A 13,724-nucleotide genomic window follows, 5' to 3' on the forward strand; every position below is an offset into this window, starting at 1 on the left:
AACCTCATCTTGCCGCGATCGATTTGCCTCGAACTGAATGGAGGCCGTCACCTCCAGACGATCTCCAGGCATGTCGATGAAGCAAGGTCATCCAGGGCGAGGCCAGGTCGATCTCTGGTACGTGCCGCTCGACGATTTCGGCGCCGACGAACAGGCCGCCTGCCTGCGGCTTTTGAGCCCGCCTGAACGCGAACGGCATGACGCCTTCAAATCCGAATCCGCCCGGCTTCAGCACCTCGCCGCGCGCGGCCTGATCCGGACCACGCTGTCGGGCTATCGCGATATCGCTCCGGAGCACTGGCGCTTCGGCGCCAACCGCTACGGCCGCCCCTTCATTGACGACAGCCTGGGCATCGACGATCTTCATTTCAGCCTGTCCCACACACACGGCCTGGTCGCATGCGCGGTCGCCGCAATCGCGGAGATCGGCGTCGATGTCGAGCCGCGCGACCGCGATGCCGGTCTCGACGAACTTGCGGCCGCGGTGCTTTCGCCTCGGGAACGCCTCCGTTTCGAGGCGATGAACGGGCAGGCAAGACGAGACTTCTTCTTCACGTCGTGGACGCTCAAGGAGGCCTATGTGAAGGCGCGCGGCATGGGCCTTGCCCTGCCGATGAAGAGTGTGGTCCTCGATCTGGAGGCCCTCCCGCCCCTTGCCCACTTTACCGACCCAATCGAGGACGATCCCTCGCGATGGGCATTTCGCAGCCTCCATCTTGCCTCCGGACACATCGCCGGCATTGCGACCGCGGTGCCAGGCGGTAAACCGGAAATCGTGCCGCGACGGACACGCGCCATCAATCCACCGGCCCGCCGCTGACGAGGCCCCGGCACCGTTTCCTGATGCCGACTGGCTTCGGTCCGGCGCTAAGTGGTTTGCCGACAAGGAACCATGCCCCTTCAGTCGAGCTGTTGTGGGTGATCGCCCGGAAAAGCCGCCGTCACGGCCAGGCCACCGGCGCCGGCCGTGGGACCATCCGATGCATCGGCTGCCGCCATGACCCCGGCAATTCTCGTGGCTATGGTGTTGATCGTCGGCGCGCGGACGATGGTGTAGTGGTCGGCCTCCATGTCGACGATCTCGATGCCGGGGATGATTTTTCGCCATGCCTCCTTCATGCAACCGGCATCGGCCCGGTTGGCGGCCGCGAACAACAGCAGCCTGGCATCGGCGTTGCGTGGCATATGTCTGTCCAGCGCCGACCAGCCGGCCTGGAAGACATTGTAGACCAATCTCAGCGCCGTAATGTCGGCCGGCGCGCCGGCTTCTTCCATTCGCCTCGCCAGCCCCGCGAACCGTTCGCCTTCGGTCAAGTGCTCCATCGCCTTGTCCGAAGGGTCCAGCGACAGGTTCGCGATGGCGGCCAGGTCGGCCGCGAATTGCCGGAAGCGGTCGGTCGGCTTTTGGTCCGTGGCGGGGCCGCGAGGCTTGGGCACGGCGCTGTCGATCATCGCCACGAGGCCGAGCGTCTCTCCTTCGGCCGCGAGACGGCATGCCATCTCCTGCACCACGAGACCGCCGAGCGACCAGCCGAGCAGGTGATAGGGACCATTGGGCTGTATCGAGCGGATCTCCTCGATGTAGCGCATGGCCATGGCGGCGATGGAATCGAGTGGCGTCTCCGTATCGGAAACCAGGCCCGGCGCGCGTATGCCATGCATTGCCCGGCCCGGCGGCAAAGCCTGCGCGAGGGCGGTGTAACACATGACATTGCCGCCGACCGGATGGACGCAGAACAGCGGTGCGGTCTCGTCCCCGGCGCGGATGCGCATCGCCAGCGAGGCGTCATGGGTTTCGACGTCGCCGCGCACCACGTCGGCCATCGCCGCCAGGGTCGGATGGCTGACCAGCATGGCAAAGGGCATGCGGCGGCCGAAACGCTCTTCCAGCTTCGCCATCAGCCGCATGCCGGCGAAGGAAGACCCTCCCAGCGCGAAGAAATTGTCCTCGCGGCCGATGTCGTCTGTGGCCAGCACCTCTCGCCACAGCCGCGCGATCGTCTCTTCCAGTCCGCCGCGTGGCGGTGCGTAAGACCGCTCCCGCGTCTCGCGGATGCCGAACTCGGGTTTGGGCAGGGCCGCTCGCACCACCTTGCCATTGTCGCTGAGCGGCAGCCTGTCCAGCGTCACGAAGAATGCCGGTACCATATAGGCGGGCAAGGTCGTCCGCAGCCGTTCGCGCAACGCAGCGATGTCGAGCTCCTTCCGGTCCGGCTTGGCCACGACATAGGCGACGAGGTGGCGCGTGCCGGCGCTGTCGGCGGCGGCCGACACCACGGTTGCCTCGATCTCCGGCCCGGCCAGCAAGGCGGCTTCCACCTCGGCGCATTCGACCCTGTAGCCCTGGATCTTGACCTGGAAATCCTTGCGTCCGAGGAACTCGATCTCTCCGTCGCCCAGATAACGGCCGAGATCCCCGGTGCGGTAGAGCCGTTCGCCGGTGCCGGGATGGGTGATGAAGCTGGCGGACGTCTTGGCCTCGTCGCGCCAATAACCGAGCGCCACGCCGATGCCGCCAATATAGAGGTCGCCGGGCACCCATGGCGGACAGACCATCAGATCGGCGTCCAGCACGTGGATAGACTGGTGGTCCATGGCATGGCCATAGGGAATGGAACGCCACTCCCTGTCGATCTCGCCGATCGGGTAGAGGATAGACCAGATGGATGCCTCCGTTGCTCCGCCGAGACTGTAGAGCAACGCAGCGGGCGCCGCCGGACGGATGCGTTCCGGCAGGTTCAGCGGAATCCAGTCGCCGCTGAGCATCACCAGCCGCAGCGACGGCATGATGGCGCCATGCGTGCCCTCGACGGCGAGCTGCATGAGGGCGGGAACCGAGTTCCAGATCGTCACACCATGGCGCCGTGTCAGCTCGCGCCAGTGCGATGCTTCCTTGGCGCGGCCGGCATCGGGCATGACGATGGTCGCGCCCACGGCCAACATGCCGAAAATGTCGTAGACGGAGAGGTCGAAACTCAGCGACGACAGCGCCAGCACCTTGTCCTCGGGTCCGACCGTGAAGCGGGCATTGAGATCGGCAATCGTGTTGGCCGCGCCACGATGATCGATCATGACGCCCTTGGGTGTGCCGGTGGAACCGGACGTGAAGATCACATAGGCAAGATCGGCGGTTGTTCCCGGCTCGCCGACCGTCATGTCCGATGTCGCCTCGCCCAGACCATCAACCGAGATGCCCGCGATCCGGGCCGGCCAGGCAAGCGATGCATTCAGGGCCCGCTGGGTCAGCACGATGGCCGCGCCACTGCCTGAAAAGAGCAGGTTGCGGCGCTCCTCCGGAAGCTCCGGATCGATCGGAACATAGGCCGCGCCGGCATAGAGGATGCCAAGAACGGCCGCGACCTGCTCCCAGCCCTTCATCATCGACACCGCCACCAGCTCGCCGCGCCGCACACCGCGCCGGGCAAGCTCGTGTGCGACGGCCAGAGCGCGGCGGCGCAGCTCGCCATAGGTCATGACCCGTTCGCCGGCGATCACCGCCACACGGTCAGGATGGCCGACAGCCTGGCGGTCGAAGGTTGCCTCCAGCCGCTGCAATTCGCCGGCGGGAATGGCCGCCGTCGCCGGCGCCTCGCGAACGCCCGACGGATCCTTGCGGTGCCAGAGCTGCTCGTCCGCCGCCAGCCGGGACATCAGGTCGAAATGCGTCTGGCAAAGCTCTTCGACGAAGCCGGCAGGAAAGATCTGTTCGACATAGTCCCAGTTGAAGACGGCGGAGCCGTCTTCGCCGAGATGCATCTGATGATCGAGATGGACCTGCGGTACTTCGAGCCGGGCCGAAGTCGGGTCTATGCGGGCGTGCATGGGGTCCTGCCGCCCGGACATATCCGCTGGCGTGACAGCCGTGAATGTGACCGGAATGCCGATGCCCGGTCCGGTCCCGGCGCGCTGCTGGATGGCGCGCGAGACGTCGATGCCGCTGACTTCGATGCGTTCGCTGTCGCGCCAGAACTGGCGCTGCAGGGCCTTGACGCGATCGAGGAAGCTTCCCGTGCGCGAGGCATCGACTTCGACGAGGATCGTGGTGCCGAAATTGCCGAACACATTCGCCGCGCGCGGCAGGTGCTGGAAGCGGCCGGAATGGAGCACGGTGATCGCGAAATGCTGGCTGCCGGCATAGCGCGACAGCACTTCGGTGTAGACGGCGCAGGCCAACAGGCTGGGCGTTGTCCGCATCCTGGCGCAGATATCCACGATCCTCCGCCACTGGGCCGGGCCGAGCGTGCGGGCAAGATGCCCGAAGCGCGGCTTTTGCCCTTCGCCAAGGCCGCGGCTGAGCGGCAGTGCGGGAGGGCCGGGAAAATCGGCCAGCCGCGGCTGCCAGTAGTCCCAGGCCCTGTGCCAGCGCGGGCTCTGCCGTGCGTCGCCCTGCGCTTTCACATAGTCGGCAAACGACATCGCGATTTCGGGCAATTCGGCCGTCGGGTCGGCGCTCAGCGCCAGCAGTTCGCGCAACAGGATATGGAAGCTCCAGCCATCCATCATCCACAGGGCAAAACGCAAGTGGAGCCGGATGCCTTCATCATTGCGCGTCGCGCGAATATCGAATTGTGGCCACGCGCCGGAGGGTATCTCGGCGGCTCTCATTTCGGTGCGAAGCGTATCGACGCGCCACGCCCGCTCGGCCTCGCGCAGGGAGCGCAAATCCTCGACCGTGATCTCGTAAGGCCCGACCTCCCGCAGGATCTCCTGATTGCCGGAAGGGTGGATCACCGCCCGCAGCATCTCGTGTCGCTCGACCAGGCGTCGCAGGGCTTGGGTCAGGCCGTCACCAAGGTGACCGGGAATGTCGGCCTCGACATAGTAGCGAGCCGGTGTGCTGAGCTCGATCGCACCGCTTTGCCCGACCCAGTATGCTTGCTGGATCCCTTCGAGCAAAAACTCCCGGTTGCCATTGCCGGCCGCCGGACCATGCACGTTTTGCATCTCGCTTCTCCTCCGTTGCGAGCAGCGCCGTTCCGCCACGGGCGCCTTGCATGGTTCTAATATATTAGTGTAATAATCTGGGCAAGCGGCAATACGGTTGCCGACGCCTCCGCATCTCGGGTCGGGTTGGACGCGGGCTCGGATTGTCGGCAGCACGGGACAGGTGAGGAGGATTGATGCGGAACGAACCCGTTATTCGCGGGGAGGGCGGTCTGTCGGAGCCGGCGCGCGCCATCTCGATTTCCAGGCACGATGAGGCCGTCGCACGCGCCTTGCGCCTGCACGGCGCGTACCCTGACAACTGGGTGCCGGTGCGCCCGGAAATCGATCATGACGTGGTTGTCGTCGGCGGCGGACAGTCCGGTGTGGCGATAGCCTTCGCCTTGCGGCGGGCGGGGATCGCCAGGACGACGGTGATAGACGCGGCCGACGATGGCGCTGAAGGTGTCTGGCTGACAACCGCGCGTATGAACAATCTGCGCTCGCCCAAGTTATTGCCTGGGCCCGAGCTCGGCATACCAGAACTCGGTTTCCAGGCATGGTACGAGGCCCGTCATGGCGAGGCTGCGTTCGCGGCCTTGACATCGATCCCGCGGCTCGACTGGGCCGCCTATCTCAAATGGTACCGGGAGGCAACCGGCGTCGCGGTGCGTTTCGGCACCCGCCTGGAAGCCGTTGAGCCGGTCGCACAGGGCTTCAGGCTCCGACTTTCCGTCGCCGGCCGTCCGGTCGAGGAGACCTGCCGAAAACTGGTGCTGGCCACCGGCTTTGCCGGCAGCGGCGGCCTCAATCTCCCTGCCTTCATCAAGCGCTCATTGCCGGCAGCGCTCTATGCCCATGCCGAGGAGCCGATCGACTTTGCAACGTTGAAGGGCAAGCGCATCGCCGTTTTCGGTGCCGCGTCCGCCGCATTCGATACGGCGGCCGTCGCGCTCGAACGCGGAGCGGCAGCCGTTCATCTGTTTTGCCGGCACGACGACATCGAGCGCTATTCGCTGATGCGCATGCTCTATTTCCCGGGCTCGGTGGAGCATTTCCGCGACCTGCCCGACGCCCAGAGATGGCGCATCATGAGCGTGCTTTGCCGGCGCGCGCAGGGCCCGGTGCCCGATACGGTGCGCCGCGCCCGGCGCTTCCAGTCCTTCTACTTGCATCTCGGTGCTCGTGATCCGGCGCTTGCCGTCGATGGCGGCGAGATCGGTCTCGGCCTGGGCGGTCGCGACACGGGGCTGAAATTCGATTTTGTCATTGCCGGAACAGGCTATGGCGTCGACCTGTCGGCGCGGCCGGAACTGGCTGGGCTGGTCGAACACATCGCTCTGTGGCGCGATCGTTACCGCCCGCAACCCGGCGAGGAGAACGCGGATCTGGGCCGCTATCCCTATCTTTCGCCGGGCTTCGCCTTCACCGAGAAGACGGCGGGAACGGCGCCCTATCTCGGCAACATCCACTTCTTCAGCGCCGGAGCGATGCTCAGCAACGGCCGCAATCCCGGCGAGGTCAGCGGCATGCGCCACGGCATACCTCAGCTCGTCTCCGCGATCGGGCGCGACCTGTTCCAGGACGATGCAGAGGCGCATGTCGCCCGCATCCTGGCGCCATGCCAGCCGATCCTGACCGGGGCGGAGTATCGGGATCGGCTGTGGAACGAACCGGCGGAGGCGCCAACCTCGGACATGGGCCTGCCGGTCGGCTGACACAGGAAGGAAGGGAGCGACGAAGAGATGGACAATATGACGGATGTGAGCTCGGCCGCCGTGCAAGACTGGATCCTGGAGCAGGCGCGCAAGATCCTGAAGAGCGAGGATGTCGGGCCGCAGGACTATTTTCTCGACCTTGGTGGCGATTCGCTGATGGCGCCGCTTCTGGCGAACCGCATCGAGGCCGAGTACGGGGTGAGGCCGGAGTTGGAGGACATCTTCACCAGGCCGTTCGGCGAACTGGCCGACCTCGTCCGTGCCGGCATGCGCCGTTAAAGCGAGAAAGCCGGCTTGCAAGCGAGCTGGCTTTCGCCTGTCAGCTATCGGCGCGAACGGTCTGCCGCTGAGTGCCGAGGCCTTCGATCCCGAGCTCTACGCTGTCTCCGGGCTTCAGATAATGGGGTGGCTTGAAGCCTTGGCCGACGCCCGGCGGCGTGCCTGTCGAGACGATGTCTCCGGGATGCAATGTCATGAATTGCGAGAGATAGCTGATGATGTGGGCGACGCCATAGACCATGGTTCCGGTCGAGCCATTCTGCTTGGTCTCGCCGCTGACTTTCAACCACATCTTCAGGCGCTGCGGATCGGCGACCTCATCGCGCGTGACAAGCCAGGGGCCGACGGGGCCGAACGTGTCGCAGGATTTTCCCTTGGTCCATTGTCCGGAGCGCTTGGTCTGGAAATCGCGTTCCGAGACGTCGTTGATGACGCAGTAACCCGCGACATGCTCAAGCGCTTGCGCCTCCGAGACGTACTTCGCCGGTTTGCCGATCACCACGCCGAGTTCGACTTCCCAGTCGGTCGCGGTCGAGCCGCGCGGGATGACGACATCGTCGTTGGGTCCGCAGATCGCCGAGGTGGCCTTCATGAAGATCACCGGCTCCGGCGGCACCTGAAGGCCCGATTCGGCAGCGTGGTCGGCATAGTTCAGCCCGATGCAGATGAATTTGCCGGTGCCCGCCACGCACGGCCCGAGCCGGGGCTGGCCTGCGACCAGAGGCAGTCTGTCGATGTCGAGCTTGCTGGCCCAGGATAGGTCGGCGAGCCACTTGCCGCCGATATCGCCGACGACACCGGAGAGGTCGCGAATATGGCCGGCACCGTCGAGCACGCCGGGCTTTTCGGCGCCCGACTCGCCGTAGCGAAGAAATTTCATGCCAGGAACCTTTCAAATACAAGCCGGCTAAGCAATTTTGGCCGTCCTCTCGCGCATGAGAAACTCGTTGAGTTCCCACGACTGGATGTCGATCAGGAGTTTGGTTTCGGGGCGGTCGAACTTGCCGTGGAGATAGATCTTGTTCGGCCGCGAGGATCTCGAATTCACCTCGTGCGATTTTGAATGCGGCAGATGGATGCCGCACGCGGCGCGGCAGATTGAGAACTCGGCGCCGCTCTCGAACAGCGTCAGTGAGAAGTCGATGTCCTCCGCGCCCCATGTCCGGTAATTATCGTCGAAGCGAAAGCGGTCGCCGAGCCTGTCGCGCCGCACCGAAATATTGCCGGACCAGGCGATCGACCACGGCACGGGAAGGGCTGACATATTATCCCTGCAAGCCGCATAGGTGCGTTCCCTCAGATCGGGGAACCGGCCCGTCGCGCGCAGTCTGTCGATCGTGTCGTCGACGTCGCTCAGGTCGATTGCCGCGATCGCCGCCTCGAGTTCCTCGGCATGGTCATCGGTATTCGAGAAGCCATAGAGATAGCCCAGCACCACGGAATTGGGTTTGGCATGGGCGTCGATATGGGCCTTTACGAAACCCTGCGAGACGACGATCCCGCAGTCCAAGAAGATGCAGACGGCACCTTCGGCCAGCTCTATCCCCTGGTTCCGGGCTCGTCCCGCCCGGTAGCCGCGGTCTTCCTGGTAGACATAGCGGATCTGGCAGCTGTCGCTGAAGTTGCGCACCACGTCGAGTGTGTTGTCGGAGGAGCCGTCGTCGACGACGATGATCTCGAAATCGTCCTTCGGGATGTTGCTTGCCTTCAGCGATTGCAGGTTCTGGTAGAGCATCTCCTGGCGGTTGTAGGTCGGGATGATAACACTCGCCGCAAACTTCTGGCTGGCCATGGCTTCCTTCCATTTTTCAAATCGCTGGCAATCCCCGTATTGCCGGCTGGCAATATGACCCGTCCGCCGCCCGGTGGTGGCCCAGGGATGTCCGACTAGTAGGTCGTGCGTCCGCCCGACAGATCGAAGGTCGAGGCCGTGGTGAAGCTGTTCTCCTTCGAGACCAGCCAGGCAACCATGGCCGCGGCCTCGTCGACCTCGAGCAGGCGGCCGCGCGGAATGCGCGAGCGCATGTACTCGATGTGCTCGGCCGTCAGCTGTTCGAGGATGCGCGTCTGCGCCGTGGCCGGCGAGATGCAGTTGACCGCGATGTCGTACTGCGCCAGTTCCTTGCCCAGCGACTTGGTCATGCCGATCACCGCCGCCTTCGAGGCGGAATAGGCGGCGGCGTTGGGATTGCCTTCCTTGCCGGCGACGGAAGCGATGTTGACGATGCGCCCGTAATTGCGCTCCTTCATGCCGGGAACCACGGCGCGGTTGACGTAGAAGGTGCCGTTGACGTTGATGTCGATGATCTTCTTCCACACATCGACATCGTAGGTGTCGAGTGGGGCGGCAGGGCCGGCAATGCCTGCCGAGTTGACGAGGATGGAGATCTTGTTGGCGATCTCTTCCGTCCTGGCGCGGGCGGCGTCGACCGAACCCCAATCGGCTATGTCCACGACCAGCGTCGTGGCCGCCTTGCCAAGTTCCCGCTGGGCCATGTCGAGGCGCGCCTCGTCGAGATCCCACAAGGTAACCGTCGCGCCCGAAGCGACAAAACGCTTTGCCATTGCGAAACCGAGGCCCTGCGCGCCTCCTGTGACCACTGCGTGTTGGCCGTCAAGATCGATCCTGTTCATGCCGAGCGTTTCTCTCCCGTTTCAAATTTGTCGCGGCCGCCGTGAGGCATCCTTCCACGCCGCGCCCGACGGATCGTCAAAGCCGCCGGTGCCGCGCATCCAATGTCGGATACGTGGTTGATCTGGATCATTATATTAGTGTAACAACCCCGGCAAGCCACTGAGGTGAATTTTCCAGACTGCAGGATTGGGGAGGATCGGGTGAAGGTTACGCAGAAGCGCGCCGTCGGTGAAACGGGGTTGGAACTCACCGCGCTCGGCATGGGCTGCGCCTCGCTTGGCGGCCTCTATGCGCCGGTCGATGCCGAGACCTGCATGGCGACGCTGCAGGCGGCGTCCGATGCCGGTATCGGCTATTTCGACGCGGCACCCATGTATGGCCTTGGCCGCGCCGAGCACATGCTCGGCCACTTTCTGCGCGAGCACGCCGCGAATATCGCGCCAGTCGTCAGCACCAAGGTCGGCCGCCTGATGACACGCCAAAGGCCTGGCCTCGAATTGCCGCCGGAGGCCGAGAAGAACCCGCTCGATGCCGGCTGGCAGAACGGCCTGCCGTTCCGGGAAGTGTTCGACTATTCCTATGACGCCATCATGCGCAGCTTCGATGACAGCCAGCAGCGCATGGGGCGGGCGCGCATCGACATCCTGTTCGTGCACGATATCGGCAAGCTGACACACGCCGATGCCGCCGCGCATCACTGGTCGGCGCTGACCAGGGGCGGCGGCTTCCGCGCACTCTCCGACCTGCGCGATGCCGGCATCATTGGCGGCTTCGGACTGGGCGTCAACGAGGCCGAGGTGGTGCTCGACGCGATGAGCGAGGCGCGCCTCGACTGCACCTTGCTCGCCGGGCGTCACACGCTGCTCGAGCAGAATGCCGACACGCTGCTGGAAAAGGCCGCGGCCGTCGGAATGTCGATCGTCATCGGCGGCGTTTTCAATTCAGGCATTCTCGCCGCCGGCAACACCGGCAACCGCAAGTTCAACTATCAGGACGTTCCCGAAACCGTCGCCCGCAAAGTCGACGAATTATCGGCCGTTTGCGATGAATTCGGCGTGCCGCTGGCCGCCGCCGCGATACAATTCCCCTTCAGGCATCGCGCGGTGACCTCGGTACTGATCGGCGCCAAGCACCCGGACCGCGTCCGGCAGAATGTCGAGTGGTTCGAAAGGCCGCTGCCCGAAGAACTGTGGCGGGCACTGGAAGCCAGCGGCCTGGTTGGCTGAGGAAACGGGCGGGCTGGCCTCCCGGGTCAGCCAGGCCATCGTCACATCGTCGCGCCGAGGCTCCAGGGCACGAACTCGTTGTCGCCATAGCCGAGTGATTCCGACTTGGTGCGCCCGCCCGATGCTACGCGCAGGATTTCAGCGAAGATTTCCTCGCCCTTGTCCGCCAGGGTCACGCCGTCGAGGATGTCGCCGCAATTGATGTCCATGTCGTCGCGCATCTGCTCGAAGATGAAGGAGTTGGAGGCGAGCTTGATCGACGGCGTCGGCTTGCAGCCGAATGCCGAACCGCGCCCGGTGGTGAAGCACAATATGTTGGCGCCGCCGGCCACCTGCCCGGTCGCCGAGACCGGGTCGTAGCCGGGCGTGTCCATGAAGACGAGGCCGCGTTCGTTGATCGGTTCGGCATATTCCAGCACGGCGCGCAGATTGGTCGTCCCACCCTTGGCGGAAGCGCCCAGCGATTTCTCAAGGATGGTGGTCAGCCCGCCGAGCTTGTTGCCGGGCGATGGATTGTTGTTCATCTCCATGTCGTGCCGAGCGGTATAGTCCTCCCACCAGCGGATGCGCTCGACGAGCTTCTCGCCGACCGCCTGGCTTTCGGCGCGACGGGTCAACAGATGTTCGGCGCCGTAGATTTCGGGCGTTTCCGAAAGCACGGCAGTCCCCCCTTGGGCAACCAGCAGGTCCACCGCCGCGCCCAGCGCCGGATTGGCGCTGATGCCGGAATAGCCGTCCGACCCGCCGCATTGCAGCGCCAGCACCAGTTCGGAAGCCGGCTGCGGCGTCCGCTCGGCCGCATTGACGATCGGCAGCATCTCGACGATGGCCTTGACGCCGGCCTCGACCGTCTTGCGCGTGCCGCCGGTTTCCTGGATCGTCATCGTGCGGAAGGTGGTGCTTTCCTCGATCTTGTAGGATTGCATCCAGCGCGGGATCTGGAAGGCTTCGCAGCCGAGCCCTACCATCAGCACGCCGCCGACATTGGGATTGGTGGCGAACCCCCACTGCGTCCGCTTCAGGAGATCGTAGGCCGGGCCCTTGGTGTCGATGCCGCAGCCGGTGCCGTGGACGAGCGAAATGACCCCATCGACATTGGGATAGTCGCGCAGCATGCCTGAACGGTTGACCTCTTCGACGATGAAGCGGGCGACGCTGGCCGAGCAGTTTACCGAAGTCAGCACGGCGACAAAGTTGCGCGTGCCGACTTTGCCGTTCGGCCTGCGGTAGCCCATGAAGGTCGCCCGTTCGTCGTCGGGAAGGACAGGCGTTTCCCTGGCGTGGGTGCCATGCCCGTAGTCGCGTTCGAAATCGCGCAGGTAGACATTGTGCTCGTGCACCCAATCTCCGGCCGCGATCGGCCCGCGCGCAAAGCCGATGGTCTGGCCGTATTTCACGATCGGTTGGTCCGCCGCGATATCATGCATGGCCATCTTGTGGCCGCGTGGGATGCGCGCCCTCGCGGCCACGTCGCCGGCCTTTTCGCCGGCCGCCAGCGGATCGACCGCCAGGAGGATGTTGTCGGCCTGCGATAGCTTGATGAACCGCGTCATTACCCAAACTCTGAAAAGGCGGCCCCGACCAAGTCAGGGCAAAAGATGATTCGGAATACTAATATAATAGAATGTCAGTGGTCAAGCGGCGGCTTCGGTGGCCGCGCCGCGCGAACATCGCAAAGGGCTGGTGATGCTGTCGGCGGCAATTGCGCCGTCATGTGGATGGATGCGGGGTGCGGATCATTCCTGGCGGAAATCGCGCATCGCGATGAAACAGCGATAAACGGGTCAATCGGCCGTCAGTCGAGATGGAAGACCTCTTCCATGGCCGCCCACCATTCCCCGTCGGCGCGTGTCGTCAGCGGCTGTTGCATGGGATCGCACAGATCCCACCATTTGCGCATCGCGGCGGACTCGCCCATCCGCGCGGCATCGGCAGTGAAATCGTCGCCGTGATATTCCCAATAGGCGAAGAGAAGGTTCTCGGGTTCGCGCAGGAAAATGGAATAGTTGCGGATGTTGGCGCGGCTGATGACATCAAGCACTTCCGGCCAGACCGCGGCATGGACGCGCTTGTATTCCGCGATCGTCTCGGCCTTCAGGCCGATACAAAGTCCCATTCTGCGCATGTGCCGATCATATCCCGGTTGCGGTTTGCGGCCGCTTCAGCCGAGAAGTTCGGCGGCGACTTCAAGCGTGTTGCGGAAGGATGTCTCGAGATGGCTTTCCATCGCCTGCGCGGCGCCCTCGGCATCATGTCGCTTCAACGCGTCGAGAATGGCTTCGTGCTGCTCGATCGTCTGTTCGCCATAGCCGGGCTTCGGAATGGCAAGGTAGCGGCCGCGGTCCATCTGCGCCTTGGAGATATCGACCGCCCGCCAGATCATCGGCAGGCCGCAGATCTCGGCAATGGTGCGATGGAAGACATCATCGAGCTGGATCGCGGTCGCATACCGGCCGCGCGATATGGCAAGCTTGTGCGCCGCCATGTTGTCCTCCAGCAATTCGGCGGCCGGTGGCGTCAGCTTGACGGCCGCGCGCCGCGCGCTTTCCATCTCCAACGCCCGGCGGATGACATAGGCTTCCTCAAGGTCGGCACGGCTGATCGGCGCGACGTAGGTGCCGGTCTGCGCCAGGATCTTGACCAGGCCCTCGTCGCTGATGCGCTTGACCGCTTCCCGAACCGGGGTGCGCGAGACGCCGAGCGCCTCCGCTATGGCCACTTCGTTGATGACTTCCCCCGGCTTCAGCCGCCCGACAACGATCAGGTTGCGGATCTTGTGGTAGATCTGGTCACGGAGCGGCAGGGCTCGATTGAGGGTCGAAGGATCTAGGTCCATGGGAAATCCCGTGTCTTCGTTCACCTGAAATGGTCAAATTATATTAGAATGTCAAATACAATGCACCTGCCCTGTGGGCTGGCCGGCCAGCTTTCCCACAGCGACGA

At 64.3% G+C, this 13,724-nt stretch carries 11 protein-coding genes; 4 read left to right on the plus strand and 7 right to left on the minus strand.

The features are described 5' to 3' along the window. Positions 1–70: 70 nt before the first annotated feature. Positions 71–820 carry a 4'-phosphopantetheinyl transferase superfamily protein gene (locus FJ967_RS18530; protein ID WP_210243583.1) on the plus strand — a complete coding sequence of 250 codons (750 nt, stop codon included), beginning with the start codon at positions 71–73 and terminating at the stop codon, positions 818–820. Between the two features lie 80 nt (positions 821–900). Here FJ967_RS18530 and FJ967_RS18535 read toward each other — a convergent pair whose 3' ends face one another. Beyond that, the gene (locus FJ967_RS18535; protein ID WP_140733270.1) at positions 901–4,944 is read right to left on the minus strand and encodes a non-ribosomal peptide synthetase; all 4,044 of its coding nucleotides are present in this window, start codon (positions 4,942–4,944) and stop codon (positions 901–903) included. Between the two features lie 176 nt (positions 4,945–5,120). Here FJ967_RS18535 and FJ967_RS18540 point away from each other — a divergent pair, with 176 nt between their 5' ends. Then, on the plus strand, positions 5,121–6,641 hold the full coding sequence (locus FJ967_RS18540) for an NAD(P)/FAD-dependent oxidoreductase (protein WP_140733271.1): 1,521 nt from the start codon (positions 5,121–5,123) through the stop codon (positions 6,639–6,641). A 27-nt stretch (positions 6,642–6,668) separates the two neighbouring features. Further along, positions 6,669–6,920 (plus strand): acyl carrier protein, encoded by a 252-nt coding sequence (locus FJ967_RS18545; protein WP_140733272.1) that lies wholly within the window; start codon positions 6,669–6,671, stop codon positions 6,918–6,920. 40 nt (positions 6,921–6,960) lie between these two features. Here the strand turns inward: FJ967_RS18545 and FJ967_RS18550 are convergent, their stop codons facing one another. From FJ967_RS18550 to FJ967_RS18560, 3 genes are all read right to left on the minus strand, one after another. Continuing rightward, the gene (locus tag FJ967_RS18550; RefSeq protein ID WP_140733273.1) at positions 6,961–7,800 is read right to left on the minus strand and encodes a fumarylacetoacetate hydrolase family protein; all 840 of its coding nucleotides are present in this window, start codon (positions 7,798–7,800) and stop codon (positions 6,961–6,963) included. Positions 7,801–7,827: 27 nt separating this feature from the next. Next, positions 7,828–8,712, minus strand: coding sequence for a glycosyltransferase (locus tag FJ967_RS18555; protein ID WP_140733274.1), 885 nt, complete (start codon positions 8,710–8,712; stop codon positions 7,828–7,830). A 95-nt stretch (positions 8,713–8,807) separates the two neighbouring features. Next, the gene (locus FJ967_RS18560) at positions 8,808–9,554 is read right to left on the minus strand and encodes an SDR family NAD(P)-dependent oxidoreductase (protein WP_140733275.1); all 747 of its coding nucleotides are present in this window, start codon (positions 9,552–9,554) and stop codon (positions 8,808–8,810) included. A gap of 261 nt (positions 9,555–9,815) precedes the next feature. Here FJ967_RS18560 and FJ967_RS18565 point away from each other — a divergent pair, with 261 nt between their 5' ends. After that, positions 9,816–10,781, plus strand: coding sequence for an aldo/keto reductase (locus tag FJ967_RS18565; protein ID WP_140733410.1), 966 nt, complete (start codon positions 9,816–9,818; stop codon positions 10,779–10,781). Positions 10,782–10,822: 41 nt separating this feature from the next. Here the strand turns inward: FJ967_RS18565 and FJ967_RS18570 are convergent, their stop codons facing one another. The 3 genes from FJ967_RS18570 to FJ967_RS18580 form a co-directional block, all read right to left on the minus strand. Continuing rightward, positions 10,823–12,334 (minus strand): altronate dehydratase family protein, encoded by a 1,512-nt coding sequence (locus tag FJ967_RS18570; protein ID WP_140733276.1) that lies wholly within the window; start codon positions 12,332–12,334, stop codon positions 10,823–10,825. 242 nt (positions 12,335–12,576) lie between these two features. Next, positions 12,577–12,906, minus strand: a complete 330-nt coding sequence (locus tag FJ967_RS18575; RefSeq protein ID WP_140733277.1) for an L-rhamnose mutarotase — start codon at positions 12,904–12,906, stop codon at positions 12,577–12,579. Between the two features lie 36 nt (positions 12,907–12,942). Next, on the minus strand, positions 12,943–13,617 hold the full coding sequence (locus FJ967_RS18580; RefSeq protein WP_140733278.1) for a GntR family transcriptional regulator: 675 nt from the start codon (positions 13,615–13,617) through the stop codon (positions 12,943–12,945). Between the last annotated feature and the right edge of the window lie 107 nt (positions 13,618–13,724).

Source organism: Mesorhizobium sp. B2-3-4 (assembly GCF_006442315.1).
Classification (GTDB): domain Bacteria; phylum Pseudomonadota; class Alphaproteobacteria; order Rhizobiales; family Rhizobiaceae; genus Mesorhizobium.